Annotated in this window: 35 protein-coding genes; all 35 read left to right on the forward strand. The window is 41.2% G+C overall.

Annotated elements, in window-relative coordinates:
- Positions 1-8 precede the first annotated feature (8 nt).
- The 35 genes from rpoC to rplQ all read left to right on the forward strand — a co-directional run bounded on the left by rpoC (position 9) and on the right by rplQ (position 23,976).
- Complete coding sequence (rpoC, locus tag HMPREF9446_RS08235) at positions 9-4,301, forward strand: DNA-directed RNA polymerase subunit beta' (protein WP_009125126.1); 4,293 nt, start codon at positions 9-11, stop codon at positions 4,299-4,301.
- 1,130 nt (positions 4,302-5,431) lie between these two features.
- Positions 5,432-5,743, forward strand: coding sequence for a DUF3467 domain-containing protein (locus HMPREF9446_RS08240; protein WP_009125128.1), 312 nt, complete (start codon positions 5,432-5,434; stop codon positions 5,741-5,743).
- A 117-nt stretch (positions 5,744-5,860) separates the two neighbouring features.
- Positions 5,861-6,262 carry a 30S ribosomal protein S12 gene (gene rpsL / locus HMPREF9446_RS08245; RefSeq protein WP_005825712.1) on the forward strand — a complete coding sequence of 134 codons (402 nt, stop codon included), beginning with the start codon at positions 5,861-5,863 and terminating at the stop codon, positions 6,260-6,262.
- Between the two features lie 153 nt (positions 6,263-6,415).
- Positions 6,416-6,892, forward strand: a complete 477-nt coding sequence (gene rpsG, locus HMPREF9446_RS08250; protein WP_022161689.1) for a 30S ribosomal protein S7 — start codon at positions 6,416-6,418, stop codon at positions 6,890-6,892.
- Between the two features lie 58 nt (positions 6,893-6,950).
- Positions 6,951-9,068, forward strand: a complete 2,118-nt coding sequence (gene fusA, locus HMPREF9446_RS08255; protein ID WP_009125130.1) for an elongation factor G — start codon at positions 6,951-6,953, stop codon at positions 9,066-9,068.
- A gap of 85 nt (positions 9,069-9,153) precedes the next feature.
- Positions 9,154-9,459: a 30S ribosomal protein S10 gene (gene rpsJ, locus HMPREF9446_RS08260; RefSeq protein WP_004291244.1), complete on the forward strand. Its 306-nt coding sequence runs from the start codon at positions 9,154-9,156 to the stop codon at positions 9,457-9,459.
- 19 nt (positions 9,460-9,478) lie between these two features.
- A complete protein-coding gene (gene rplC / locus HMPREF9446_RS08265) occupies positions 9,479-10,096 on the forward strand; it encodes a 50S ribosomal protein L3 (protein ID WP_009125131.1) in 618 nt (205 codons plus the stop codon).
- Complete coding sequence (rplD, locus tag HMPREF9446_RS08270) at positions 10,096-10,722, forward strand: 50S ribosomal protein L4 (RefSeq protein WP_009125132.1); 627 nt, start codon at positions 10,096-10,098, stop codon at positions 10,720-10,722. The genes rplC and rplD overlap by 1 nt, the downstream gene beginning before the upstream one ends.
- A gap of 16 nt (positions 10,723-10,738) precedes the next feature.
- Complete coding sequence (gene rplW / locus HMPREF9446_RS08275; RefSeq protein WP_009125133.1) at positions 10,739-11,032, forward strand: 50S ribosomal protein L23; 294 nt, start codon at positions 10,739-10,741, stop codon at positions 11,030-11,032.
- A 6-nt stretch (positions 11,033-11,038) separates the two neighbouring features.
- Positions 11,039-11,863: a 50S ribosomal protein L2 gene (rplB, locus tag HMPREF9446_RS08280; RefSeq protein WP_009125134.1), complete on the forward strand. Its 825-nt coding sequence runs from the start codon at positions 11,039-11,041 to the stop codon at positions 11,861-11,863.
- A gap of 20 nt (positions 11,864-11,883) precedes the next feature.
- Positions 11,884-12,153: a 30S ribosomal protein S19 gene (rpsS, locus tag HMPREF9446_RS08285; protein ID WP_009125135.1), complete on the forward strand. Its 270-nt coding sequence runs from the start codon at positions 11,884-11,886 to the stop codon at positions 12,151-12,153.
- Between the two features lie 36 nt (positions 12,154-12,189).
- Positions 12,190-12,600: a 50S ribosomal protein L22 gene (rplV, locus tag HMPREF9446_RS08290; protein WP_009125136.1), complete on the forward strand. Its 411-nt coding sequence runs from the start codon at positions 12,190-12,192 to the stop codon at positions 12,598-12,600.
- A gap of 5 nt (positions 12,601-12,605) precedes the next feature.
- Positions 12,606-13,337: a 30S ribosomal protein S3 gene (gene rpsC, locus HMPREF9446_RS08295; RefSeq protein WP_009125137.1), complete on the forward strand. Its 732-nt coding sequence runs from the start codon at positions 12,606-12,608 to the stop codon at positions 13,335-13,337.
- Between the two features lie 21 nt (positions 13,338-13,358).
- Complete coding sequence (gene rplP, locus HMPREF9446_RS08300; RefSeq protein ID WP_004291234.1) at positions 13,359-13,793, forward strand: 50S ribosomal protein L16; 435 nt, start codon at positions 13,359-13,361, stop codon at positions 13,791-13,793.
- Between the two features lie 5 nt (positions 13,794-13,798).
- Positions 13,799-13,996, forward strand: coding sequence for a 50S ribosomal protein L29 (gene rpmC, locus HMPREF9446_RS08305; RefSeq protein WP_009125138.1), 198 nt, complete (start codon positions 13,799-13,801; stop codon positions 13,994-13,996).
- Positions 13,993-14,262 (forward strand): 30S ribosomal protein S17, encoded by a 270-nt coding sequence (rpsQ, locus tag HMPREF9446_RS08310; protein ID WP_009125139.1) that lies wholly within the window; start codon positions 13,993-13,995, stop codon positions 14,260-14,262. Before rpmC ends, rpsQ begins: the two co-directional genes overlap by 4 nt.
- Positions 14,263-14,264: 2 nt before the next feature.
- A complete protein-coding gene (rplN, locus tag HMPREF9446_RS08315) occupies positions 14,265-14,630 on the forward strand; it encodes a 50S ribosomal protein L14 (RefSeq protein ID WP_005656528.1) in 366 nt (121 codons plus the stop codon).
- Between the two features lie 20 nt (positions 14,631-14,650).
- Positions 14,651-14,983, forward strand: a complete 333-nt coding sequence (gene rplX / locus HMPREF9446_RS08320; RefSeq protein WP_009125140.1) for a 50S ribosomal protein L24 — start codon at positions 14,651-14,653, stop codon at positions 14,981-14,983.
- The gene (rplE, locus tag HMPREF9446_RS08325) at positions 14,983-15,540 is read left to right on the forward strand and encodes a 50S ribosomal protein L5 (protein ID WP_009125141.1); all 558 of its coding nucleotides are present in this window, start codon (positions 14,983-14,985) and stop codon (positions 15,538-15,540) included. Before rplX ends, rplE begins: the two co-directional genes overlap by 1 nt.
- A gap of 6 nt (positions 15,541-15,546) precedes the next feature.
- Positions 15,547-15,846 carry a 30S ribosomal protein S14 gene (rpsN, locus tag HMPREF9446_RS08330; RefSeq protein WP_009125142.1) on the forward strand — a complete coding sequence of 100 codons (300 nt, stop codon included), beginning with the start codon at positions 15,547-15,549 and terminating at the stop codon, positions 15,844-15,846.
- Between the two features lie 54 nt (positions 15,847-15,900).
- The gene (rpsH, locus tag HMPREF9446_RS08335) at positions 15,901-16,296 is read left to right on the forward strand and encodes a 30S ribosomal protein S8 (RefSeq protein WP_004291226.1); all 396 of its coding nucleotides are present in this window, start codon (positions 15,901-15,903) and stop codon (positions 16,294-16,296) included.
- A gap of 15 nt (positions 16,297-16,311) precedes the next feature.
- Positions 16,312-16,881 (forward strand): 50S ribosomal protein L6, encoded by a 570-nt coding sequence (gene rplF, locus HMPREF9446_RS08340; protein WP_009125143.1) that lies wholly within the window; start codon positions 16,312-16,314, stop codon positions 16,879-16,881.
- A 20-nt stretch (positions 16,882-16,901) separates the two neighbouring features.
- A complete protein-coding gene (gene rplR / locus HMPREF9446_RS08345) occupies positions 16,902-17,246 on the forward strand; it encodes a 50S ribosomal protein L18 (RefSeq protein ID WP_039968799.1) in 345 nt (114 codons plus the stop codon).
- 5 nt (positions 17,247-17,251) lie between these two features.
- Positions 17,252-17,770: a 30S ribosomal protein S5 gene (rpsE, locus tag HMPREF9446_RS08350; RefSeq protein ID WP_009125145.1), complete on the forward strand. Its 519-nt coding sequence runs from the start codon at positions 17,252-17,254 to the stop codon at positions 17,768-17,770.
- A 9-nt stretch (positions 17,771-17,779) separates the two neighbouring features.
- Positions 17,780-17,956, forward strand: a complete 177-nt coding sequence (rpmD, locus tag HMPREF9446_RS08355; protein WP_004291222.1) for a 50S ribosomal protein L30 — start codon at positions 17,780-17,782, stop codon at positions 17,954-17,956.
- Positions 17,957-17,986: 30 nt separating this feature from the next.
- On the forward strand, positions 17,987-18,433 hold the full coding sequence (gene rplO / locus HMPREF9446_RS08360; RefSeq protein WP_009125146.1) for a 50S ribosomal protein L15: 447 nt from the start codon (positions 17,987-17,989) through the stop codon (positions 18,431-18,433).
- A gap of 4 nt (positions 18,434-18,437) precedes the next feature.
- Entirely contained in the window at positions 18,438-19,781 is a 1,344-nt protein-coding gene (gene secY / locus HMPREF9446_RS08365; RefSeq protein WP_009125147.1) for a preprotein translocase subunit SecY, read from the forward strand.
- A gap of 13 nt (positions 19,782-19,794) precedes the next feature.
- Positions 19,795-20,595, forward strand: a complete 801-nt coding sequence (map, locus tag HMPREF9446_RS08370) for a type I methionyl aminopeptidase (protein ID WP_009125148.1) — start codon at positions 19,795-19,797, stop codon at positions 20,593-20,595.
- Between the two features lie 9 nt (positions 20,596-20,604).
- Positions 20,605-20,823, forward strand: coding sequence for a translation initiation factor IF-1 (gene infA / locus HMPREF9446_RS08375; RefSeq protein ID WP_002558052.1), 219 nt, complete (start codon positions 20,605-20,607; stop codon positions 20,821-20,823).
- Positions 20,824-20,832: 9 nt separating this feature from the next.
- Positions 20,833-20,949, forward strand: coding sequence for a type B 50S ribosomal protein L36 (gene ykgO, locus HMPREF9446_RS18275; protein ID WP_002558051.1), 117 nt, complete (start codon positions 20,833-20,835; stop codon positions 20,947-20,949).
- Positions 20,950-20,983: 34 nt separating this feature from the next.
- On the forward strand, positions 20,984-21,364 hold the full coding sequence (gene rpsM, locus HMPREF9446_RS08380; RefSeq protein ID WP_009125149.1) for a 30S ribosomal protein S13: 381 nt from the start codon (positions 20,984-20,986) through the stop codon (positions 21,362-21,364).
- Between the two features lie 11 nt (positions 21,365-21,375).
- The gene (gene rpsK / locus HMPREF9446_RS08385; protein ID WP_002558049.1) at positions 21,376-21,765 is read left to right on the forward strand and encodes a 30S ribosomal protein S11; all 390 of its coding nucleotides are present in this window, start codon (positions 21,376-21,378) and stop codon (positions 21,763-21,765) included.
- A gap of 112 nt (positions 21,766-21,877) precedes the next feature.
- Positions 21,878-22,483 carry a 30S ribosomal protein S4 gene (rpsD, locus tag HMPREF9446_RS08390; protein ID WP_009125150.1) on the forward strand — a complete coding sequence of 202 codons (606 nt, stop codon included), beginning with the start codon at positions 21,878-21,880 and terminating at the stop codon, positions 22,481-22,483.
- Between the two features lie 11 nt (positions 22,484-22,494).
- Entirely contained in the window at positions 22,495-23,487 is a 993-nt protein-coding gene (locus tag HMPREF9446_RS08395) for a DNA-directed RNA polymerase subunit alpha (protein WP_009125151.1), read from the forward strand.
- Between the two features lie 3 nt (positions 23,488-23,490).
- Positions 23,491-23,976 carry a 50S ribosomal protein L17 gene (gene rplQ, locus HMPREF9446_RS08400; RefSeq protein WP_009125152.1) on the forward strand — a complete coding sequence of 162 codons (486 nt, stop codon included), beginning with the start codon at positions 23,491-23,493 and terminating at the stop codon, positions 23,974-23,976.
- Positions 23,977-24,006 lie beyond the last annotated feature (30 nt).

A 24,006-nucleotide genomic window follows, 5' to 3' on the forward strand; every position in this document is an offset into this window, starting at 1 on the left:
ATAAATTTATGGCTTTTAGAAAAGACAACAAGATAAAGAGTAATTTCTCGAAAATCTCTATCGGTTTGGCTTCTCCCGAAGAAATCCTGGAGAATTCGAGTGGTGAAGTTTTAAAGCCTGAAACCATCAACTATCGTACGTATAAGCCCGAGCGTGACGGTTTGTTCTGCGAGCGTATCTTCGGTCCTATCAAGGATTATGAGTGTCATTGCGGTAAATACAAGCGTATCCGTTATAAAGGCATTGTCTGCGACCGTTGTGGTGTGGAAGTGACTGAGAAGAAAGTACGCCGTGAGCGCATGGGACACATTCAACTAGTTGTGCCTGTAGCTCATATCTGGTATTTCCGCTCACTTCCCAATAAAATCGGTTACTTGTTGGGATTGCCCACCAAGAAACTGGATGCCATTATTTATTACGAGCGTTATGTTGTGATTCAACCAGGCGTCTTGTCCGACGAGGTGGCACAGTATGACTTACTTGAAGAAGGAGAATATCTGGATCTTTTAGAGAAGTTGCCGAAAGACAACCAGTTCCTTGAAGATACTGATCCTAATAAGTTCATTGCCAAAATGGGTGCGGAAGCTATCTACGATTTGCTTTCCCGCTTGGATCTCGACGCTTTGTCATACGAATTGCGTCATCGTGCAGGAAGTGATGCTTCACAGCAACGCAAGAACGACGCTCTGAAGCGTCTTCAGGTAGTGGAGTCGTTCCGTGCATCCCGTGGTCGCAATAAGCCCGAGTGGATGATTGTACGTATCGTGCCTGTCATTCCTCCCGAACTTCGTCCGTTGGTTCCGTTGGATGGTGGCCGTTTCGCCACTTCTGACTTGAATGACCTCTACCGCCGTGTTATCATCCGTAATAATCGTTTGAAGAGACTGATTGAAATCAAGGCTCCCGAAGTTATTCTACGTAATGAAAAGCGTATGTTGCAAGAAGCTGTTGACTCCTTGTTCGATAATTCGCGTAAATCAAGTGCAGTGAAGACGGATGCTAACCGTCCGTTGAAGTCGCTTTCCGATAGTTTGAAAGGTAAGCAGGGACGTTTCCGTCAAAACTTGTTGGGTAAGCGTGTCGATTATTCCGCACGTTCGGTAATCGTTGTTGGTCCTGAACTGAAGATGGGTGAGTGTGGTATTCCTAAACTGATGGCTGCCGAACTTTACAAGCCATTCATTATCCGCAAGTTGATTGAGCGTGGTATTGTGAAGACTGTAAAGAGTGCCAAGAAGATTGTGGATCGTAAAGAACCTGTTATCTGGGATATCCTGGAACACGTGATGAAAGGCCATCCTGTACTGCTGAACCGTGCCCCGACACTTCACCGTTTGGGTATTCAGGCTTTCCAACCTAAGATGATTGAAGGCAAAGCTATCCAACTGCATCCGTTGGCATGTACGGCATTTAATGCTGACTTTGACGGTGACCAGATGGCGGTGCATTTGCCTTTGAGTAATGAAGCGATTTTGGAAGCGCAAATGCTGATGCTTCAGTCACACAATATATTGAACCCGGCTAACGGTGCTCCTATCACTGTGCCTGCACAGGATATGGTTCTTGGTTTGTACTACATTACCAAGTTGCGTAAGGGTGCTAAGGGGGAAGGACTGGTGTTTTACGGTCCCGAGGAAGCACTTATCGCCTACAATGAAGGCAGAGTGGATATTCATGCTCCGGTAAGCGTTGTGGTCAAGGATGTTGACGAGAACGGTCTCATTATAGACAAGATGATGCATGATACTTCCGTAGGTCGTGTGATTGTCAATGAAATTGTTCCGGCAGAAGCGGGATACATCAATACGATTATCTCCAAGAAATCTCTCCGTGACATCATCAGCCACGTAATCAAGGTGTGTGGTGTTGCCAAGGCCGCCGACTTCCTCGACGGAATCAAGAACCTCGGTTATCAGATGGCCTTCAAAGGCGGTCTGTCGTTCAATTTGGGTGATATCATCATTCCGAAAGAGAAGGAGGCGTTGGTACAGAAGGGGTACGAAGAAGTTGAGCAGGTAATCAACAACTATAACATGGGTTTCATTACCAATAACGAGCGTTATAATCAGGTAATCGATATTTGGACACACGTAAATTCCGAGTTGTCCAACATCCTGATGAAGACTATTTCAAGTGATGACCAGGGTTTCAATTCTGTATTCATGATGTTGGATTCCGGTGCCCGTGGTTCTAAGGAACAGATTCGCCAGCTTTCCGGTATGCGTGGTTTGATGGCGAAACCGCAGAAAGCTGGTGCCGAAGGTGGCCAGATTATTGAAAACCCGATTCTTTCTAACTTTAAGGAGGGCTTGTCCGTGTTGGAGTACTTTATCTCTACCCACGGTGCTCGTAAGGGTTTGGCCGATACAGCCTTGAAGACGGCCGATGCCGGATATTTGACCCGTCGTCTGGTGGATGTTTCACATGATGTGATTATTAATGAAGAAGACTGCGGTACGCTCCGTGGATTGGTTTGTACAGCTCTGAAAAACAATGATGAAACTATTGCTACACTGTACGAACGCATCTTGGGACGTGTATCGGTACACGATATCGTGCATCCTACAACAGGCGAATTGATTGTGGCTGGCGGTGATGAAATTACTGAGGACATTGCACAGAAGATTGAAGAATCTCCGATAGAAAGTGTTGAAATTCGTTCGGTATTGACTTGTGAATCCAAGAAGGGCGTCTGTGCCAAGTGTTACGGACGTAACTTGGCGTCTAGCCGTATGGTTCAGAAGGGAGAAGCTGTTGGTGTCATCGCTGCACAGTCTATCGGTGAGCCGGGTACACAGTTGACATTGCGTACATTCCATGCTGGTGGTACGGCGGCGAATATCGCTGCGAATGCAAGCATTGTGGCCAAGAATCCTGCACGTTTGGAATTTGAGGAACTCCGTACGGTGGATGTCATTGATGAAGCAGGTGAACCGGCCAAGGTAGTGGTAGGTCGTCTGGCTGAAGTGCGTTTTGTGGATGAGAATACGAACATTGTACTTTCTACTCATAATGTGCCTTATGGATCTACGTTGTATGCAGCTGATGGTGAAGTGGTTGAGAAAGGTAAGTTGATTGCTCGTTGGGATCCGTTCAACGCAGTTATCATTACAGAAGCCAGTGGTAAGATTGAGTTCGAAGGTGTAATTGAGAACGTAACCTATAAGGTGGAATCAGATGAATCTACCGGTCTGCGTGAAATCATTATTATTGAGTCTAAAGATAAGACAAAGGTGCCTACTGCCCATATCATGACTGAGGACGGCGAGTTGATTCGTACTTACAATCTGCCTGTGGGGGGCCATGTGGTAGTGGAAGATGGTGAGAAGGTGAAAGCTGGTGAGGTAATTGTGAAGATTCCGCGTGCTGTTGGTAAAGCAGGTGATATCACGGGTGGTCTTCCCCGTGTTACCGAACTATTCGAAGCTCGTAACCCATCCAACCCTGCCGTGGTTTCTGAAATCGACGGTGAGGTTACAATGGGTAAGGTGAAACGTGGTAACCGCGAAATCATTGTTACTTCTAAGACTGGCGAGGTCAAGAAGTACCTCGTACCGTTGTCTAAGCAGATTCTGGTACAGGAGAATGACTATGTTCGTGCTGGTACTCCGTTGTCCGATGGTGCCATTACACCTGCTGACATCCTTGCTATCAAGGGTCCAACGGCTGTACAGGAATATATTGTGAACGAAGTACAGGATGTTTACCGTCTGCAAGGTGTGAAGATTAACGACAAGCATTTTGAGATTATCGTTCGTCAGATGATGCGTAAGGTGGAAATTGACGAGCCGGGCGATACCCGTTTCTTGGAACAACAGGTAGTGGACAAGTTGGAATTCATGGAAGAGAATGACCGTATTTGGGGCAAGAAAGTTGTCCTTGATGCCGGGGACTCTCAGACTATGCAGGCCGGACAGATTGTGACTGCCCGCAAGCTCCGTGACGAGAACTCCATGCTGAAACGCCGTGACTTGAAACCGGTTGAGGTACGCGATGCAGTGCCCGCTACTTCTACACAGATTCTCCAAGGTATTACTCGTGCAGCTTTGCAGACTTCAAGCTTTATGTCTGCCGCTTCCTTCCAGGAAACTACGAAGGTGCTTAACGAGGCTGCCATCAATGGTAAGGTGGATCGTTTGGAGGGTATGAAGGAGAACGTTATTTGCGGTCATTTGATCCCTGCTGGTACCGGACAACGTGAATTTGAGAAGATTATTGTCGGTTCCAAAGAAGAGTATGACCGTATGCTTGCCAACAAGAAAACGGTACTCGATTATGCAGTAGATGAAAAAGAAGAATAACATTACGTTAATACAATCAATTCATTTTTTATATTGAGTAAAGAAGGTGTCCCTCACGGGATGCCTTTTTTTTGTCATACAGTCAGTTTATTATTTATTTCTATTTAAAATATTTAGGCTCTCTCAAATCTCTCTTGAGGAGTAATCCTACAGAAATGAGTAAAAATCTAAAGAAAGCTGATTGCTTTAATCCGTTTCCTTTAGATTATGTACAGTAGGATTAGGGTAAACTCTGTTTTTATTGTATATGTGTTTCGGAAAGTGTATCTATCATGAATTGCTTCATGAAACACGGCTGCTGTGTCTAGGTAACGGGTTTCGATACGCTCTGTAGGTTGGTGTAAGGTGTTCAGTCTGTTTTCTGTGTAGATTTGGTTTTGGGGTAGTGGTATAGATGTTCTTGATGAGAACAGTGTGCTTCTCGATATGTGTATAACTTTCTATTTCTTAGGGGAGAAGGAGGAGCCTGCATATACTTCCAGTTTCTTTCACTTTACCTCTCTAGTGTAGCATTTTCTTTACGATCAATACGCTTACCGGTTCGTTGTGGTGAAACACCGCCTCGATAGTGATGAAGAGTTCCTGCTCTCCGTTCGTGGTAGAACATCTTTTATATTAGCGGTTCCAGAAAGGAGTAGGTTTCACGCCTCTACATTCAGAAGGCAGGAGGGGATAGCGCATGAAGTGGATGTAGGTAAGAGTTTTTGGGCATTCTATTCTACCAATTCCAGGGGATTTTCCTCTTGAAGGAGCCTTCCGGCAGGCAGTGACGGAATTTTCGTATAACGCTTTCTTGTCCAAGAGAGGAAGGAAGAAAATTAAGGAAATGGAGGATTTCAGTGTGTTGATAATGAGGCAATATATATTTTTGTTACTCAACTGGAAAAAGTGTTGAAAGATTATTTAGTACTGAACCTTGAATAAAGAAGATGCATGCGGAAGTCTTTTCATTGAAAACGAAATAGACGAAGGTTTAGGACTGTCATTGAGCACGCTATGACTGAGGTAAAAGATTGTTTGAGATGAGTTTGTGGCGGCATGAACCTTTTTTTTTCAAGTAGCTTTGTATGTTTGGAAGAATGAGGTATATTTGTGACTTTTAAAACAAGAATCATTAATATATCAATAAAATGGGAAATCAGGAAAACAATAACGGACAGTTACAGATAGAACTGAAAGAAGAGGTGGCACAGGGAACATATGCCAATCTTGCTATCATCACTCATTCAAGTTCTGAATTTATCCTTGATTTTGTACGCGTGATGCCGGGGATGCCTAAGGCTGGAGTGAAGTCTCGCATAGTGTTGGCTCCAGAGCATGCAAAGCGATTGCTGCGTGCCCTTGAAGAAAATATAGGCAAATATGAACGCTCTTTTGGGGCGATTCGTATGCCGGATGAACAACCGCTTCCACCGTTACCCAATATTAAGGGAGAAGCATAAAATCGAAAAAAAACTTGTAGTGCATTGATTATTCAAAACTTATTCGTATCTTTGCAGCCCAAAAGTGTGTAATTTTGAATTAATATAAACAATAATATATAACTAAAAACAATTAAAATGCCTACAATTCAGCAATTAGTAAGAAAAGGACGCGAGGTGTTGGTAGAGAAAAGTAAATCTCCCGCCTTGGATTCCTGTCCTCAAAGACGTGGCGTTTGCGTGAGAGTGTACACTACCACTCCGAAGAAACCGAATTCAGCTATGCGTAAAGTAGCTCGTGTACGTTTGACTAACGGGAAAGAGGTAAACTCTTATATTCCGGGAGAGGGTCATAATCTGCAGGAACACTCTATTGTATTGGTACGTGGTGGTCGTGTAAAAGACCTTCCAGGTGTACGCTACCACATCGTTCGTGGTACATTGGATACCGCAGGTGTTGCAGGTCGTACACAAAGACGTTCCAAGTACGGTGCAAAACGTCCGAAGCCGGGTCAAGCAGCTCCTGCTAAGAAGAAATAATCTGGCAGTCTGATACCCAAAAGTAGAAATTAAAAGTAATAACTTACGTTTTAGTTTGTTGGAAATGCTAAAGGTTGAGTAAATTCTCCGGAGGGAGAGTTGAAGAAGACAGAAGTAAACAACCAAGAACGAAAAACATTATTCTTTCAGAAAATGAGAAAAGCAAAACCAAAAAAACGCGTTATCCTGCCGGATCCCGTGTTCAATGATGTAAAAGTTTCCAAGTTCGTGAATCACTTGATGTACGATGGAAAGAAGAATACTTCTTACGAAATCTTCTATGCAGCTTTGGAAACAGTGAAAAACAAGATGCAGAATGAAGAAAAGTCTGCACTTGAAATCTGGAAAAAAGCTCTGGATAATGTAACTCCTCAAGTGGAAGTAAAATCTCGCCGTGTGGGTGGTGCCACTTTTCAGGTTCCGACAGAAATCCGTCCTGATCGTAAAGAATCAATTTCCATGAAGAATCTGATTATCTTCGCTCGCAAACGTGGCGGAAAGTCAATGGCTGATAAATTGGCTGCTGAAATCATGGATGCTTTCAATGAACAAGGCGGCGCTTTCAAACGTAAAGAAGATATGCACAGAATGGCTGAAGCTAACCGTGCGTTTGCTCATTTTAGATTCTAATACTTATAAGAGACTAACCAATTAACGATTAAAAACTTAAAGTAAAAGGAATTAGAAAATGGCAAAGCATGATTTACATTTGACGCGTAATATCGGTATCATGGCTCATATTGATGCCGGAAAAACAACAACTTCTGAACGTATCCTGTTCTATACAGGTCTGACTCACAAAATCGGTGAGGTGCATGATGGCGCGGCTACGATGGACTGGATGGAACAAGAGCAAGAACGTGGTATCACTATTACTTCTGCAGCTACCACTACTCGTTGGAAATATGCAGGCGATACTTATAAGATTAACTTGATTGATACTCCGGGGCATGTTGACTTTACTGCTGAGGTAGAGCGTTCACTTCGTGTATTGGACGGTGCCGTAGCTGCATATTGTGCAGTAGGTGGTGTTGAACCGCAGTCTGAAACAGTATGGCGTCAGGCTGACAAATATAACGTACCGCGTATTGCTTATGTTAATAAGATGGACCGTTCAGGCGCTGATTTCTTCGAAGTTGTCCGCCAAATGAAGGACGTTCTGGGTGCTAATCCGTGTCCGATTGTTATTCCTATCGGTGCTGAAGAATCTTTCAAAGGGCTGGTTGACCTTATTAAAATGAAAGCTATCTATTGGCATGACGAAACAATGGGTGCTGACTATACTGTAGAGGAAATTCCCGCCAATTTGGTTGACGAAGCTAATGAATGGAGAGACAAAATGCTTGAAAAGGTAGCTGAGTTTGATGATGCCTTGATGGAGAAATATTTTGAAGATCCTTCTACTATCACAGAAGAGGAAATATTGAGAGCTCTTCGCAATGCTACTGTGCAAATGGCGGTTGTTCCGATGTTGTGTGGCTCTTCATTCAAGAATAAAGGTGTACAGACTTTACTTGATTATGTTTGTGCATTCTTGCCTTCTCCGTTGGATACTCCGAATATTATTGGTACTAACCCTAATACAGGTGAGGAAGAAGACCGTAAACCGGATGATGATGAAAAGACATCTGCTTTGGCATTCAAGATTGCTACCGATCCTTATGTGGGGCGCTTGACTTTCTTCCGTGTTTATTCCGGTAAGATTGAAGCTGGTTCTTATATTTATAATAGTCGCTCAGGCAAAAAAGAACGCGTATCCCGTTTGTTCCAGATGCATTCAAACAAGCAAAACCCTGTAGAGGTAATCGGTGCTGGTGATATTGGTGCAGGAGTGGGCTTTAAAGATATTCATACAGGTGATACTTTGTGCGATGAAACGGCTCCGATAGTATTGGAATCTATGGATTTCCCGGAACCAGTAATTGGTATCGCTGTTGAGCCTAAGACTCAGAAGGATATGGATAAACTGTCTAATGGTTTGGCTAAACTAGCAGAAGAAGATCCGACATTTACAGTGAAGTCTGACGAACAAACAGGTCAGACTGTAATCTCCGGTATGGGTGAACTTCACTTGGATATCATTATTGACCGTTTGAAACGTGAATTTAAGGTTGAATGTAACCAAGGTAAGCCGCAGGTAAACTATAAGGAAGCTATTACTAAGACTGTCAATTTGCGTGAGGTTTACAAGAAGCAGTCCGGTGGTCGTGGTAAGTTTGCTGATATCATCGTGAACATCGGTCCGGTTGATGAAGACTTTACTCAAGGTGGTCTGCAGTTTGTTGACGAAGTGAAGGGGGGTAATATTCCTAAGGAATTTATTCCGTCTGTACAGAAAGGTTTCACTACTGCAATGAAGAACGGTGTATTGGCTGGCTATCCATTGGATTCACTGAAAGTGACTTTGGTTGATGGTTCATTCCACCCGGTTGACTCTGACCAGTTGTCATTCGAAATCTGTGCCATTCAGGCATACAAAAATGCTTGTGCCAAGGCAGGTCCGGTTTTGATGGAACCTATTATGAAGTTGGAGGTTGTTACTCCGGAAGAAAATATGGGTGACGTTATCGGTGACTTGAATAAGCGTCGTGGACAGGTAGAAGGTATGGAATCCAGCCGTTCAGGTGCCCGTATCGTGAAGGCGATGGTTCCGCTGGCAGAAATGTTCGGTTATGTAACAGCTTTACGTACCATTACTTCTGGTCGTGCAACTTCTTCAATGGTATATTCTCACCACGCTCAGGTATCTAACTCTATTGCTAAGGCAGTGTTGGAGGAAGTAAAAGGACGTGTTGATTTGATTTAAAAAACTTGAAGTCCCGTAGGTTAGCGAATGACTCTTAACCTGCGGAACTTCATTTTATATAACTATTTAATAATTAAAGACAGTAATGAGTCAAAAAATTAGAATCAAACTGAAATCTTACGACCACAACTTGGTTGACAAGTCAGCTGAGAAGATTGTAAGAACGGTGAAGACAACGGGCGCCATCGTTAGCGGTCCGATTCCTCTCCCTACGCACAAGCGTATCTTTACCGTAAACCGTTCGACTTTTGTTAATAAGAAGTCACGTGAACAATTCGAACTCTCTTCTTACAAGAGACTAATTGACATCTATAGCTCAACAGCTAAGACTGTAGATGCTCTAATGAAGTTGGAGTTACCGAGTGGTGTGGAAGTAGAAATCAAAGTGTAAGTATTAAAAATTAAGTGAAATGCCAGGATTATTAGGAAAAAAAATCGGAATGACATCCGTTTTCAGTGCCGAGGGTAAAAATGTACCATGCACTGTTATCGAAGCAGGTCCTTGTGTTGTTACTCAAGTGAAAACTGTAGAAAAGGATGGCTATGAAGCTGTTCAGTTGGGCTTCCAGGATAAAAAAGAGAAGCATACTACAAAGCCTCTGATGGGGCACTTTAAAAAAGCTGGAGTAACTCCCAAGAAACACTTGGCTGAGTTCAAAGAATTTGAGACAGAGTTGAATCTGGGTGACACTGTTACTGTAGAACTCTTTAATGACGCAGCTTTCGTTGACGTTGTTGGTACTTCTAAGGGTAAAGGTTTTCAGGGTGTTGTAAAACGCCATGGCTTTGGTGGTGTAGGTCAGACTACTCACGGTCAACATAACCGTGCTCGTAAGCCGGGGTCTATTGGTGCTTGTTCTTACCCTGCAAAGGTGTTCAAAGGAATGCGCATGGGCGGACAGCTTGGTGGTGACAGAGTGACTGTTCAAAACCTGCAAGTATTAAAGGTAATCGCGGAGCACAATCTTCTCTTGATTAAAGGTTCTGTTCCTGGTTGCAAAGGTTCAATCGTAATAATTGAAAAATAATGGAAGTTAACGTATATAACATTAAAGGTGAAGACACTGGGAGAAAGATTACGTTAAACGAGTCTATCTTCGGAATTGAGCCCAACGACCACGCTATTTACTTGGACGTTAAACAGTTTATGGCTAATCAGCGTCAAGGCACACACAAGTCAAAGGAAAGAAGCGAAATCAGTGGTTCTACTCGTAAAATCGGTCGCCAGAAAGGTGGCGGTGGTGCACGTCGTGGTGACATGAATTCACCGGTGCTTGTTGGTGGTGGACGTGTATTTGGTCCGAAACCAAGGGATTACTACTTCAAATTGAATAAAAAAGTAAAGGCTCTGGCTCGTAAGTCAGCTTTGTCATATAAGGCTCAGAACAACGCGATTATTGTAGTGGAAGACTTCAATTTTGAAGCTCCGAAGACTAAAGATTTCGTTGCAATGACAAAAAATCTTAAAGTTTCTGACAAAAAGCTGCTTGTGATTTTACCAGAAGCAAATAAAAACGTATATTTGTCGGCTCGTAACGTGAAGGGTGCTAATGTGCAGACTATCTCAGGGTTAAATACTTATAGAGTATTGGACGCTGGGGTTGTTGTGCTTGCTGAAAGTACGCTTTCTGCTATCGACAATATCTTAATGTAAAAAGGAGGCTTAAATAATGGGAATTATTATTAAACCGTTAGTGACAGAGAAGATGACTGCAATTACTGATAAGGCGAACAATCGTTTCGGCTTTATCGTGCGTCCTGAAGCTAATAAACTGGAAATTAAGAAAGAAGTTGAAGCTCTTTACAACGTTACAGTAGTTGATGTGAATACAATGAAGTATGCAGGCAAGAACAAAAGCCGTTATACTCGTGCTGGTATCATCAATGGTCGTACGAATGCTTATAAGAAAGCTATTGTTACGTTGAAAGAAGGAGATACTATTGATTTTTATAGTAATATTTAAAAAAAAATGGCAGTACGTAAATTTAAGCCCACAACACCGGGGCAAAGACATAAAATTATTGGTACTTTCGAAGAGATTACTGCACGAGTACCAGAAAAGTCTCTTGTATTTGGTAAGAAATCTACTGGTGGTCGTAACAATACTGGTAAAATGACCATGCGCTACATCGGTGGCGGCAGTAAGAAGATTATTCGTATCGTTGACTTCAAGAGAAATAAAGACGGTGTGCCTGCAGTGGTTAAAACAATTGAATACGATCCGAACCGCTCGGCTCGTATCGCTTTGTTGTTTTATGCAGATGGAGAAAAGAGATATATTATTGCTCCCAATGGATTGCAAGTTGGTGCGACTTTGATGTCAGGCGAAAATGCTGCTCCAGAAATAGGAAATGCGCTTCCTCTTCAGAATATTCCGGTCGGTACTGTAATTCACAATATTGAATTACGCCCGGGGCAAGGTGCTGCTTTGGTTCGCTCGGCTGGTAACTTTGCTCAATTGACTTCAAGAGAAGGTAAATACTGCGTTATCAAGTTACCTTCAGGTGAGGTTCGTCAGATTCTCAGTACCTGCAAGGCTACTGTCGGTAGTGTAGGTAACTCAGATCATGGATTGGAAAGTTCTGGTAAGGCTGGACGTTCTCGTTGGTTAGGACGCCGTCCGCGTAACCGTGGTGTTGTAATGAACCCGGTTGATCACCCGATGGGTGGTGGTGAAGGACGTGCTTCAGGAGGACACCCGAGATCTCGCAAGGGATTGTATGCTAAGGGTCTTAAAACAAGAGCTCCGAAGAAACAATCGTCTAAGTATATTATTGAGAGAAGAAAGAAGTAATCTGATTAATTGAGTAAATTATGAGTCGTTCATTAAAAAAAGGTCCGTATATTAACGTTAAGCTTGAAAACAAAGTGCTTGCCATGAATGAATCGGGCAAGAAGGTGGTAGTTAAGACTTGGGCCAGAGCTTCAATGATTTCGCCTGATTTTGTAGGCCATACTATTGCAGTTCACAATGGAAATAAATTTATTCCTGTTTATGTTACCGAAAATATGGTAGGGCACAAGTTGGGCGAATTTGCTCCAACTCGCACATTCAGAGGACACGCTGGTAACAAGAAAAAATAAAACAGGATTTATCTGAAATTATAAAGTAATAATATAATGGGAGCAAGAAAAAAAATATCGGCTGATAAAAGAAAAGAAGCCCTTAAGACCATGTATTTTGCGAAATTGCAAAATGTTCCTACTTCCCCTCGTAAAATGCGTCTTGTGGCTGACATGATTCGCGGGATGGAGGTGAACAGAGCACTCGGCGTTTTGAAGTTCTCTTCTAAAGAGGCTGCCGCTAGAGTAGAAAAGTTGCTGCGCTCTGCAATAGCTAACTGGGAGCAGAAAAACGAACGTAAAGCTGAGAGTGGTGAGTTATTCGTAACCAAGATTTTTGTTGATGGTGGTGCTACACTCAAAAGAATGAGACCGGCTCCGCAGGGTAGAGGTTACAGAATTCGTAAACGTTCAAATCATGTGACGTTGTTCGTTGGTTCTAAAAGTAATAACGAAGATCAAAATTAAGGTAAATGGGACAAAAAGTTAATCCAATAAGTAACCGTTTAGGAATTATCAGAGGATGGGATTCCAATTGGTATGGTGGAAAGAATTACGGCGATTCTCTGTTGGAAGATAGCAAGATTCGTAAATATTTGAATGCTCGTCTTGTAAAAGCCAGCGTTTCAAGAATTGTAATCGAACGTACACTGAAACTCGTGACTATTACCGTTTGTACAGCACGTCCGGGTATCATTATCGGTAAAGGTGGCCAAGAAGTTGACAAGTTGAAAGAAGAGTTGAAGAAGGTCACTGATAAAGATATTCAGATTAATATCTTCGAAGTTAAAAGACCTGAGTTGGATGCTGTTATCGTGGCTAATAACATCGCTCGTCAGGTTGAAGGTAAAATTGCCTATCGTCGCGCTATTAAGATGGCTATTGCCAATACAATGCGTATGGGGGCGGAAGGTATCAAAATTCAGATTTCAGGACGTTTGAATGGCGCAGAAATGGCCCGTTCTGAAATGTATAAGGAAGGAAGAACTCCGTTGCACACTTTCAGAGCAGATATTGACTATTGTCATGCAGAAGCATTGACCAAAGTCGGTCTTCTCGGTATTAAAGTTTGGATTTGTAGAGGTGAAGTTTATGGCAAGAAGGAATTGGCCCCAAACTTTACACAAAGCAAGGAAAGTGGTCGTGGAAGCAATAGCGGAAGCAATGGCGGAAAGAACTTCAAAAGAAAGAAAAATAATCGCTAACTGATTTGATTTTTAGGAATTATGTTACAACCGAAAAAAACAAAATTCAGAAGACAACAAAAAGGCCGTCAAAAAGGTAATGCCCAAAGAGGAAACCAGCTGGCTTTCGGTTCTTTTGGTATTAAGGCCTTGGAAACGAAATGGATTACAGGCCGTCAGATTGAAGCTGCGCGTATTGCAGTGACAAGATATATGCAACGTCAAGGACAGATTTGGATTCGTATTTTCCCGGATAAGCCTATTACCAGAAAACCTGCTGATGTACGTATGGGTAAAGGTAAGGGTGCACCGGAAGGGTTTGTTGCTCCTGTTACACCGGGTAGAATTATTATCGAAGCCGAAGGAGTATCTTATGAAATCGCCAAAGAAGCTTTGCGCTTGGCAGCACAGAAGCTTCCTATCACAACTAAGTTCGTGGTAAGACGTGATTATGATATTCAAAATCAAAATGCGTAAGAAGTATGAAAATAGCAGAAATTAAAGAGATGACTACCAGTGATTTGGTGGAAAGAGTAGAAGCAGAAGTAGCTAATTACAACCAAATGGTTTTAAATCATTCTATTTCTCCTTTGGATAATCCTGCTCAGATCAAACAATTACGCAGGACTATTGCGCGTATGAAAACTGTATTGCGCGAAAGAGAACTTAATAATAAATGATGAGCTTGATGGAAGCAAGAAATTTAAGAAAAGAAAGAACTGGGGTTGTGCTGAGCAATAAGATGGAAAAAACCATCACAGTAGCAGCTAAGTTTAAGGAGAAACACCCCATATATGGTAAGTTCGTTAGCAAGACGAAGAAGTACCATGCTCATGATGAAAAGAATGAGTGCAATATCGGTGATACTGTACGCATCATGGAAACTCGTCCTTTGAGCAAGACTAAGAGATGGAGATTGGTAGAAATAATTGAAAGAGCTAAGTAATTATGATACAAGTAGAATCCAGACTTACAGTATGTGATAACAGTGGGGCAAAAGAGGCTCTCTGTATCCGCGTTTTAGGCGGTACAGGTCGTCGCTATGCTTCTGTAGGGGACGTGATTGTTGTTTCTGTAAAGAGCGTTATCCCTTCAAGTGATATTAAAAAAGGTGCAGTGTCTAAGGCTCTGATCGTACGTACTAAGAAAGAAATCCGTCGTGCTGATGGTTCTTACATACGTTTTGATGATAATGCTTGCGTTTTGTTGAACAATGCAGGTGAAATTAGAGGTAGTCGTATTTTCGGTCCGGTAGCTCGTGAACTTCGTGCTGCTAACATGAAAGTTGTGTCACTCGCTCCTGAAGTACTTTAATATTGTAAAAGATTTAAGTAATGAGTAAATTACATATTAAAAAAGGCGATACAGTTTACGTAAATGCTGGTGAAGACAAGGGCAAGACTGGTCGTGTATTGAAGGTTCTTGTTGATAAAAACCGTGCAATTGTTGAAGGTATCAACATGGTGTCTAAGAGCACAAAACCTAATGCAAAGAACCCGCAAGGTGGTATTGTGAAGCAAGAAGCTTCGATCCATTTGTCAAACTTGAATCCGGTTGATCCAAAGACTGGCAAAGCAACGCGTGTTGGTAGAAAAGTAAGTACTGATTCCAATGGGAAGAAGACTTTAGTGCGTTATTCTAAAAAATCAGGAGAGGAGATTAAGTAATGAGTAATACTGCTAGCCTTAAGAAAGAATATGCAGAGCGTATTGCGCCTGCATTGAAATCACAGTTCCAGTATTCTTCTTCAATGCAGGTACCCGTACTTAAGAAGATTGTTATCAATCAGGGATTAGGTATGGCTGTTGCTGATAAGAAGATTATCGAAGTGGCAATTAACGAAATGAGTGCTATCACAGGTCAAAAAGCCGTAGCAACCATATCTCGTAAAGATATTGCAAACTTTAAGTTGCGTAAGAAAATGCCGATTGGTGTTATGGTAACTTTGCGTCGTGAAAGAATGTACGAATTCCTTGAGAAATTGGTTCGTGTAGCTCTTCCGCGTATCCGTGACTTCAAAGGCATCGAAAGTAAGTTTGATGGTAAGGGAAACTATACCCTTGGTATTCAGGAACAAATCATTTTCCCTGAAATTAATATCGATAGTATTACCAGAATTCTCGGAATGAATATTACCTTTGTAACCTCTGCGCAAACAGATGAAGAAGGGTATGCCTTGTTGAAAGAATTCGGTTTACCGTTTAAGAACGCTAAAAAAGATTGATAAATTATGGCAAAAGAATCAATGAAAGCACGTGAAGTAAGACGTGCTAAATTAGTAGCCAAATATGCCGAGAAGAGAGCTGCGCTGAAAGAAATCGTTAGAACAGGTGAACCTGCTGACGCTTTTGAAGCTGCACAGAAACTTCAGGGACTGCCGAAGAATTCTAATCCGATCCGTTTGCACAACCGTTGCAAGTTGACTGGTCGTCCGAAAGGATATATCCGTCAGTTCGGTATTTCAAGAATCCAGTTCCGTGAAATGGCCTCCAATGGTCTTATTCCCGGTGTAAAAAAAGCAAGCTGGTAATTATTGTTTTTAAATATTGTCAGGGAAGGCCTGATTAATTTAATTTATTTTTATATGACTGATCCAATAGCAGATTATTTGACGAGGTTGCGGAACGCTATTCAAGCGAAGCACAGAGTTGTGGAAGTTCCGGCTTCTAATTTGAAAAAAGAAATCACTAAGATTCTTTTTGAAAAAGGCTACATCCTTAATTATAAGTTTGTAGAAGATGGTCCCCAAGGCACGATTAAGGTTGCCTTGAAGTATGATCCGGTTAACAAAGTTAACGCTATCAAGAAACTGGAAAGAATTTCTTCTCCGGGTTTGCGTCAATATACTGGTTATAAAGACATGCCGCGTGTTATTAATGGTTTGGGTATTGCTATAATATCTACTTCCAAAGGTGTAATGACCAACAAAGAAGCCGCTGAACTGAAAATCGGTGGTGAAGTTTTGTGTTATGTATATTAATAGGAGGAAATAGCAATGTCAAGAATAGGAAAATTACCCATTAGTATTCCCACTGGAGTAACAGTTACTCTGAAGGATGATGTGGTTACCGTAAAGGGACCCAAAGGTGAAATGAGCCAATATGTAAATCCTGCTATCAATGTTGCCGTCGAAGAAGGTCATATTGTTTTGTCAGAGAATGAAAATGCAATGTTGGATAACCCCAAGCAGAAGCATGCATTCCACGGTTTGTACCGTTCATTGGTTCACAATATGGTTGTTGGCGTATCTGAAGGATATAAGAAAGAGTTGGAATTGGTCGGTGTAGGTTACCGTGCTTCTAACCAAGGTAATATCATTGAACTGGCTTTAGGTTATACTCATAATATCTTTATACAGTTGCCTCCTGAAGTGAAGGTTGAGACTAAGTCTGAAAGAAATAAGAATCCTCTTATTATTTTGGAATCTTGCGACAAGCAGTTACTTGGTCAAATTTGCTCTAAAATACGTTCTTTCCGTAAGCCTGAACCGTATAAGGGTAAGGGTATTAAGTTTGTTGGCGAAGAAATTCGTAGAAAGTCTGGTAAATCAGCCGGTGCTAAATAATCATTTAAATTGATAGTATTATGACAACAAAAATAGAAAGACGAATTAAGATCAAATATAGAGTACGCAATAAAATTTCAGGTTCTACTGAATGCCCGCGTATGAGTGTATTTAGAAGTAATAAGCAAATCTATGTTCAGATTATCGATGACTTGTCTGGTAAGACTTTGGCTGCCGCTTCTTCTTTGGGTATGACTGATAAAATGCCTAAAAAAGAGCAAGCTGCTAAAGTAGGTGAACTGATTGCGAAAAAAGCTCAAGAAGCAGGTATTACTACTGTTGTTTTTGACCGTAATGGTTACTTGTATCATGGGAGAGTAAAAGAGGTGGCTGATGCTGCCCGTAACGGTGGACTTAAATTTTAATCATTATGGCAGGACTTAATAATAGAGTTAAGATTACGAACGATATAGAACTGAAAGACAGATTGGTTGCTATTAATCGTGTAACCAAAGTAACCAAAGGTGGTAGAACTTTTAGTTTCTCTGCTATTGTGGTAGTGGGGAATGAAGAAGGTATCATCGGTTGGGGTCTTGGCAAGGCAGGTGAAGTAACAGCTGCGATTGCCAAAGGTGTTGAATCTGCGAAGAAGAATCTGACAAAGGTGCCTGTATTGAAGGGTACTGTTCCTCACGAGCAGTCTGCTAAGTTTGGTGGTGCTGAGGTGTTTATCAAACCGGCTTCTCACGGTACTGGTGTTGTGGCTGGTGGTGCAATGCGTGCAGTATTGGAGAGTGTTGGTGTAACGGATGTTTTGGCCAAGTCAAAAGGTTCTTCTAACCCGCACAACTTGGTGAAGGCTACTATCTTGGCATTAAGCGAGATGCGTGATGCCCGTATGGTTGCTCAGAACAGAGGAATTAGTATGGAAAAAGTATTTAGAGGATAAGGAGGAATTATGTCGACTATAAAGATTAAACAAGTTAAAAGTAGAATTGGTGCTCCTGCTGATCAGAAGAGAACTCTTGATGCACTGGGGCTTCATAAGTTGAATCGTGTGGTTGAACACGAATGTACTCCTTCAATTCTTGGAATGGTGGATAAGGTTAAACACTTGGTTACCATTGTTAAGTAATTATTTGTTGAATATAAAACGAATTACAATATGAACTTAAGTAATTTAAAACCTGCGGAGGGATCTACTAAAACAAGAAAGAGAATTGGACGTGGTCCTGGTTCTGGCTTGGGAGGTACTTCTACGAGAGGTCATAAAGGAGCTAAATCAAGATCTGGATACTCTAAGAAAATTGGTTTTGAAGGTGGTCAGATGCCTCTTCAACGTCGTGTTCCTAAGTTTGGCTTTAAAAATATCAATCGTGTAGAATATAAAGCCATCAACTTGGATACAATTCAGAAACTGGCTGAAGCTAAGAATCTGCAAACTGTAAGTGTGAATGATTTCATTGCTGCCGGTTTCATTTCTGCAAGCCAGTTGGTAAAAGTATTAGGTAACGGAACTTTGACTGCTAAGTTGGATGTACAAGCACACGCATTCTCTAAGACTGCTGTTGCTGCCATCGAAGCTGCTGGTGGACAAGTAGTAAAACTCTAATTCAATGAGAAAAGCTATTGAAACATTAAAGAATATATGGAAAATTGAGGATCTGAGACAACGGATCCTCATTACCATATTGTTTGTAGCAATTTACCGTTTCGGTTCGTATGTGGTGTTGCCGGGTATCAACCCGTCAATGTTGACACAATTGCATCAACAAACAAGTGAGGGTCTTTTAGCCTTGTTAAACATGTTTTCCGGGGGAGCATTTTCCAATGCATCCATTTTTGCATTGGGTATCATGCCGTATATCTCCGCTTCCATTGTGATTCAGTTGCTAGGTATTGCGGTTCCGTATTTCCAAAAGTTGCAGCGTGAAGGTGAGAGCGGTAGAAGAAAAATGAACCAATATACTCGTTATCTGACGATTCTTATTCTTTTGGTTCAGGCTCCTTCTTATTTGCTCAATCTTAAAATGCAGGCTGGTCCTTCTTTAAATGCTTCATTAGATTGGACTCTGTTTATGGCTACTTCTACCATTATTTTAGCGGCTGGAAGTATGTTTATTTTGTGGCTTGGTGAGAGAATCACGGATAAGGGTATTGGTAACGGTATTTCATTCATTATCTTGATTGGTATTATCGCCCGTCTGCCTCAGTCTTTGTTTCAGGAATTGATTTCCCGTATGACTGACAAGACTGGTGGTTTGGTGATGTTCTTGATTGAGATAGTAGTATTATTGGTTGTCATAGCTGCTGCTATTCTTTTGGTACAAGGTACAAGAAAAATTCCTGTACAGTATGCAAAGAAGATTGTGGGCAACAAGCAATATGGTGGTGCAAGACAGTACATCCCTTTAAAGGTAAATGCTGCTGGTGTTATGCCTATCATCTTTGCTCAGGCAATCATGTTTATTCCTATTACTTTTATCGGGTTCTCAAATGTAAATAATGCGAGCGGTTTCGTACGTGCATTTACGGATCATACAAGCTTCTGGTATAATTTGGTTTTTGCAGTAATGATTATACTCTTTACGTATTTCTATACTGCAATAACAATAAACCCGACTCAGATGGCTGAGGATATGAAGAGAAATAACGGTTTCATCCCGGGTATCAAACCAGGTAAGAAGACTGCCGAGTATATTGATGACATTATGTCTCGTATCACTCTGCCAGGATCTTTTTTCTTGGCCTTGGTTGCCATTATGCCTGCATTTGCCGGTGTATTCGGTGTGAAAGCTGAGTTTGCTCAATTCTTCGGTGGTACATCTTTGTTGATTCTTGTAGGTGTTGTTCTGGATACTCTCCAACAGGTTGAAAGTCATTTGTTGATGAGACATTATGACGGTCTGCTGAAATCGGGACGTATTAAAGGACGTAGTGGCAATGTGGCTGCATATTAATCCTTTTTGAAGAATGATATTTCTTAAGACAGAAGATGAAATAGAGCTGCTCCGCAAGAGTAATTTGCTTGTTGGAAGAACGTTGGCTGAGATAGCTAAGATAATCAAGCCGGGAGTAACGACAAAAGAGCTGGATAAGGTAGCAGAAGAATTCATTAGAGATAATGGAGCTGTCCCTACCTTTAAAGGGTTTCCCAATCAATATGGCGATCCGTTTCCGGCTTCTGTTTGTACATCTGTCAATGATCAGGTTGTGCATGGTATTCCGGGTGAGAATGTAGTGCTGAATGAGGGTGATATCGTCTCTGTTGATTGTGGCACTTACATGAATGGTTTTTGTGGTGATTCGGCCTATACGTTTTGTGTTGGTGAAGTGAATGAGGAGGTTCGCAAATTATTGAAGGTTACTAAAGAAGCACTTTATATAGGGATACAGAATGCCGTCCAAGGTAAAAGGTTGGGTGATATCGGATATGCGATACAACAGCATTGTGAATCTAATTCTTATGGAGTGGTTCGTGAGTTCGTCGGTCATGGTATCGGAAAGGAGATGCATGAGGATCCTCAAGTTCCTAATTATGGTAAACGTGGTTACGGGACAATGTTGAAGAAAGGGCTTTGCATTGCGATAGAACCGATGATAACCTTGGGTAGCCGACAAATTGTAATGGAGCGTGATGGTTGGACAGTGAGAACAAGAGACCGCAAGTGTGCTGCTCATTTTGAGCATACAATAGCAGTGGGAGCTGGTGAAGCTGATATTTTGTCATCATTCAGATTCATTGAGGAAGTATTAGGAGATAAAGCAATTTAAGAAATTAATATGGCAAAGCAATCTGCAATAGAACAAGATGGAGTTATAGTTGAAGCATTGTCTAATGCAATGTTTCGTGTTGAATTAGAAAACGGACATGAGATTACTGCGCATATTTCCGGTAAGATGCGGATGCATTACATCAAAATCCTGCCGGGTGATAAAGTAAGAGTCGAAATGTCTCCTTACGATTTATCGAAAGGAAGAATTGTATTTAGATATAAATAAAATTAAGATATGAAAGTAAGAGCATCCTTAAAGAAACGTACGCCAGAGTGTAAGATCGTTAGACGTAATGGCCGTTTGTATGTTATTAACAAGAAAAATCCTAAGTATAAACAACGTCAAGGATAATATTATTATTTTTGCAAAAAAAATAATTTAGTATATGGCTATAAGAATAGTTGGTGTCGATTTGCCTCAGAACAAGAGAGGTGAAATTGCGTTGACCTATGTGTATGGAATAGGTCGTAGTAGTTCAGCAAAGATTTTGGAAAAAGCAGGTGTTGACAAAGACCTGAAAGTAAAAGACTGGACGGATGATCAAGCTGCCAAGATTCGTGAGATCATTGGTGCAGAGTATAAAGTTGAAGGTGATCTTCGCTCTGAAATTCAATTGAACATTAAGCGTTTAATGGATATCGGTTGCTACCGTGGTGTACGTCACCGTATCGGTCTTCCCGTGAGGGGTCAGAGCACAAAAAATAATGCTCGTACTCGTAAGGGTAGAAAGAAAACCGTTGCTAATAAGAAAAAAGCTACTAAATAATAATTGTTGATATGGCAAAAAAAACAGTTGCAGCAAAAAAGAGAAATGTAAAGGTAGATGCTAATGGACAGTTGCATGTTCATTCATCTTTCAACAACATTATTGTTTCTCTGGCAAATAGTGAAGGTCAGATTATTTCTTGGTCTTCTGCTGGAAAGATGGGATTTAGAGGTTCTAAGAAGAACACTCCTTACGCAGCACAGATGGCTGCACAAGATTGTGCTAAGATAGCATACGATCTTGGTTTGAGAAAGGTAAAAGCATATGTGAAGGGTCCAGGTAACGGACGTGAGTCTGCTATTAGAACTATCCACGGTGCAGGTATCGAAGTTACTGAAATCATTGATGTAACTCCGCTTCCACATAATGGTTGTCGTCCTCCGAAAAGACGTAGAGTTTAATTTACCTTTAATAAAAATGACACTTGATTTTGTTATTGGATTGTAATTCTTCTCTGCAATCGCGGCTGCAACAAATTGAGTTCATGAATAAACAATTAAATATTTAAAAGAAATGGCTAGATATACTGGACCAAAATCAAGAATAGCCCGTAAATTCGGTGAAGGTATCTTTGGAGCAGATAAAGTATTGTCAAAGAAGAACTATCCTCCCGGACAGCATGGTAATTCAAGAAAAAGAAAAACTTCTGAATATGGTGTTCAACTTCGTGAGAAACAGAAAGCCAAATACACCTATGGAGTTTTAGAAAAACAATTCCGCAATTTGTTTGAGAAGGCAGAAACAGCTAAAGGTATTACCGGTGAAATTCTCCTCCAGTTGCTTGAAGGTCGTCTTGACAACATCGTATTCCGTTTAGGTATTGCTCCTACTCGTGCTGCTGCCCGTCAGTTGGTAAGTCACAAGCACATTACTGTGAACGGTGAGGTAGTAAATGTTCCTTCATATGCTGTAAAACCAGGTCAAGTGATTGGAGTTCGTGAAAGATCTAAATCTTTGGAAGTAATCGCTAACTCATTGGCTGGCTTTAATCACAGCAAATATCCTTGGTTGGAATGGGATGATAACTCTAAGGTTGGTAAATTGTTGCATGTACCTGAAAGAGCAGACATTCCTGAAAACATTAAAGAACATTTGATCGTAGAATTGTATTCTAAATAATAATTAATTTCATGGCGATATTAGCATTTCAAAAACCTGATAAAGTATTAATGTTGGAAGCGGATTCAAGATTCGGTAAATTCGAATTCCGTCCGTTGGAGCCCGGTTTTGGTATTACCGTTGGTAATGCACTGCGCCGCATCCTACTTTCGTCATTGGAAGGTTTTGCTATCACTACTATCAAGATTGATGGTGTTGAGCACGAATTCTCCAGTGTTCCGGGAGTTAAAGAGGATGTTACTAACATTATCTTGAATCTGAAACAGGTGAGATTCAAGCAAGTAGTTGAAGAGTTCGAGAGTGAAAAAGTAAGTATTACAATCGAGAATTCAAGTGAATTTAAGGCAGGTGACATAGGTAAGTATCTGACTGGATTTGAAGTGTTAAATCCTGAATTAGTTATTTGTCATTTAGATTCAAAGTCAACTATGCAGATAGACATTACGATTAACAAAGGTCGTGGTTATGTTCCTGCTGACGAGAACCGCGAATATTGTACCGACGTAAACGTAATTCCTATCGATTCTATTTATACTCCGATACGCAATGTGAAGTATCAGGTAGAAAACTTCCGTGTAGAGCAGAAGACTGACTACGAGAAGCTGGTGCTTGAAATTGCTACCGACGGTTCCATTCATCCGAAAGAAGCTCTGAAAGAAGCCGCAAAGATTCTTATTTATCATTTCATGCTTTTCTCTGACGAGAAGATTACATTGGAAAGCAACGATGTTGACGGCAATGAAGAATTTGACGAAGAAGTTCTGCATATGCGTCAGTTGTTGAAAACCAAACTTGTTGATATGGATCTTTCGGTTCGTGCTCTCAACTGCTTGAAAGCTGCTGATGTAGAGACCCTTGGTGACTTGGTACAGTTCAACAAGACTGATTTGCTGAAGTTCAGAAATTTCGGAAAGAAATCGCTCACCGAGCTTGATGATTTGCTGGAGAGTCTGAGTCTGTCGTTTGGAACTGATATTTCTAAATATAAATTAGATAAAGAATAAAAAATGAGACATAATAAAAAATTCAACCATTTGGGTCGTACTGCTTCTCATAGAAACGCTATGTTAGCTAATATGGCGTGTTCTTTGATTAAGCACAAAAGAATCACTACGACCGTTGCAAAGGCTAAAGCTTTGAAGAAGTTTGTTGAGCCTTTGATAACTAAGTCTAAAGATGATACGACTAATTCCCGTCGTGTTGTATTTAGCAATTTGCAAGACAAGTATGCTGTAACTGAATTGTTTAAAGAAATCTCTGTGAAGATTGCCGATCGTCCGGGTGGTTACACTCGTATTATCAAGACTGGTAACCGTTTGGGTGACAATGCAGAAATGTGCTTCATTGAACTCGTTGACTACAACGACAACATGGCTAAGGACAAAGTTGCTAAGAAAGCTACTCGTACCCGTCGTTCAAAGAAAGCTGCTGCTGAAGCTGCGCCTGCTGCAGAAACTGCTGCTCCTGTTGCTGAAGAAGCTAAGGCAGAATAAATTCAACTATTCTTTTTTATATATAGAAAG

This window comes from Bacteroides fluxus YIT 12057, assembly GCF_000195635.1.
GTDB lineage: Bacteria > Bacteroidota > Bacteroidia > Bacteroidales > Bacteroidaceae > Bacteroides > Bacteroides fluxus.

Bases quoted from the DNA above. Each gene is read 5' to 3' on its own strand.
- rpoC (WP_009125126.1), top strand. From the start codon at position 9: ATGGCTTTTAGAAAAGACAACAAGATAAAGAGTAATTTCTCGAAAATC.
- HMPREF9446_RS08240 (WP_009125128.1), top strand. From the start codon at position 5,432: ATGGGAAATCAGGAAAACAATAACGGACAGTTACAGATAGAACTGAAA.
- rpsL (WP_005825712.1), top strand. From the start codon at position 5,861: ATGCCTACAATTCAGCAATTAGTAAGAAAAGGACGCGAGGTGTTGGTA.
- rpsG (WP_022161689.1), top strand. From the start codon at position 6,416: ATGAGAAAAGCAAAACCAAAAAAACGCGTTATCCTGCCGGATCCCGTG.
- fusA (WP_009125130.1), top strand. From the start codon at position 6,951: ATGGCAAAGCATGATTTACATTTGACGCGTAATATCGGTATCATGGCT.
- rpsJ (WP_004291244.1), top strand. From the start codon at position 9,154: ATGAGTCAAAAAATTAGAATCAAACTGAAATCTTACGACCACAACTTG.
- rplC (WP_009125131.1), top strand. From the start codon at position 9,479: ATGCCAGGATTATTAGGAAAAAAAATCGGAATGACATCCGTTTTCAGT.
- rplD (WP_009125132.1), top strand. From the start codon at position 10,096: ATGGAAGTTAACGTATATAACATTAAAGGTGAAGACACTGGGAGAAAG.
- rplW (WP_009125133.1), top strand. From the start codon at position 10,739: ATGGGAATTATTATTAAACCGTTAGTGACAGAGAAGATGACTGCAATT.
- rplB (WP_009125134.1), top strand. From the start codon at position 11,039: ATGGCAGTACGTAAATTTAAGCCCACAACACCGGGGCAAAGACATAAA.
- rpsS (WP_009125135.1), top strand. From the start codon at position 11,884: ATGAGTCGTTCATTAAAAAAAGGTCCGTATATTAACGTTAAGCTTGAA.
- rplV (WP_009125136.1), top strand. From the start codon at position 12,190: ATGGGAGCAAGAAAAAAAATATCGGCTGATAAAAGAAAAGAAGCCCTT.
- rpsC (WP_009125137.1), top strand. From the start codon at position 12,606: ATGGGACAAAAAGTTAATCCAATAAGTAACCGTTTAGGAATTATCAGA.
- rplP (WP_004291234.1), top strand. From the start codon at position 13,359: ATGTTACAACCGAAAAAAACAAAATTCAGAAGACAACAAAAAGGCCGT.
- rpmC (WP_009125138.1), top strand. From the start codon at position 13,799: ATGAAAATAGCAGAAATTAAAGAGATGACTACCAGTGATTTGGTGGAA.
- rpsQ (WP_009125139.1), top strand. From the start codon at position 13,993: ATGATGAGCTTGATGGAAGCAAGAAATTTAAGAAAAGAAAGAACTGGG.
- rplN (WP_005656528.1), top strand. From the start codon at position 14,265: ATGATACAAGTAGAATCCAGACTTACAGTATGTGATAACAGTGGGGCA.
- rplX (WP_009125140.1), top strand. From the start codon at position 14,651: ATGAGTAAATTACATATTAAAAAAGGCGATACAGTTTACGTAAATGCT.
- rplE (WP_009125141.1), top strand. From the start codon at position 14,983: ATGAGTAATACTGCTAGCCTTAAGAAAGAATATGCAGAGCGTATTGCG.
- rpsN (WP_009125142.1), top strand. From the start codon at position 15,547: ATGGCAAAAGAATCAATGAAAGCACGTGAAGTAAGACGTGCTAAATTA.
- rpsH (WP_004291226.1), top strand. From the start codon at position 15,901: ATGACTGATCCAATAGCAGATTATTTGACGAGGTTGCGGAACGCTATT.
- rplF (WP_009125143.1), top strand. From the start codon at position 16,312: ATGTCAAGAATAGGAAAATTACCCATTAGTATTCCCACTGGAGTAACA.
- rplR (WP_039968799.1), top strand. From the start codon at position 16,902: ATGACAACAAAAATAGAAAGACGAATTAAGATCAAATATAGAGTACGC.
- rpsE (WP_009125145.1), top strand. From the start codon at position 17,252: ATGGCAGGACTTAATAATAGAGTTAAGATTACGAACGATATAGAACTG.
- rpmD (WP_004291222.1), top strand. From the start codon at position 17,780: ATGTCGACTATAAAGATTAAACAAGTTAAAAGTAGAATTGGTGCTCCT.
- rplO (WP_009125146.1), top strand. From the start codon at position 17,987: ATGAACTTAAGTAATTTAAAACCTGCGGAGGGATCTACTAAAACAAGA.
- secY (WP_009125147.1), top strand. From the start codon at position 18,438: ATGAGAAAAGCTATTGAAACATTAAAGAATATATGGAAAATTGAGGAT.
- map (WP_009125148.1), top strand. From the start codon at position 19,795: ATGATATTTCTTAAGACAGAAGATGAAATAGAGCTGCTCCGCAAGAGT.
- infA (WP_002558052.1), top strand. From the start codon at position 20,605: ATGGCAAAGCAATCTGCAATAGAACAAGATGGAGTTATAGTTGAAGCA.
- ykgO (WP_002558051.1), top strand. From the start codon at position 20,833: ATGAAAGTAAGAGCATCCTTAAAGAAACGTACGCCAGAGTGTAAGATC.
- rpsM (WP_009125149.1), top strand. From the start codon at position 20,984: ATGGCTATAAGAATAGTTGGTGTCGATTTGCCTCAGAACAAGAGAGGT.
- rpsK (WP_002558049.1), top strand. From the start codon at position 21,376: ATGGCAAAAAAAACAGTTGCAGCAAAAAAGAGAAATGTAAAGGTAGAT.
- rpsD (WP_009125150.1), top strand. From the start codon at position 21,878: ATGGCTAGATATACTGGACCAAAATCAAGAATAGCCCGTAAATTCGGT.
- HMPREF9446_RS08395 (WP_009125151.1), top strand. From the start codon at position 22,495: ATGGCGATATTAGCATTTCAAAAACCTGATAAAGTATTAATGTTGGAA.
- rplQ (WP_009125152.1), top strand. From the start codon at position 23,491: ATGAGACATAATAAAAAATTCAACCATTTGGGTCGTACTGCTTCTCAT.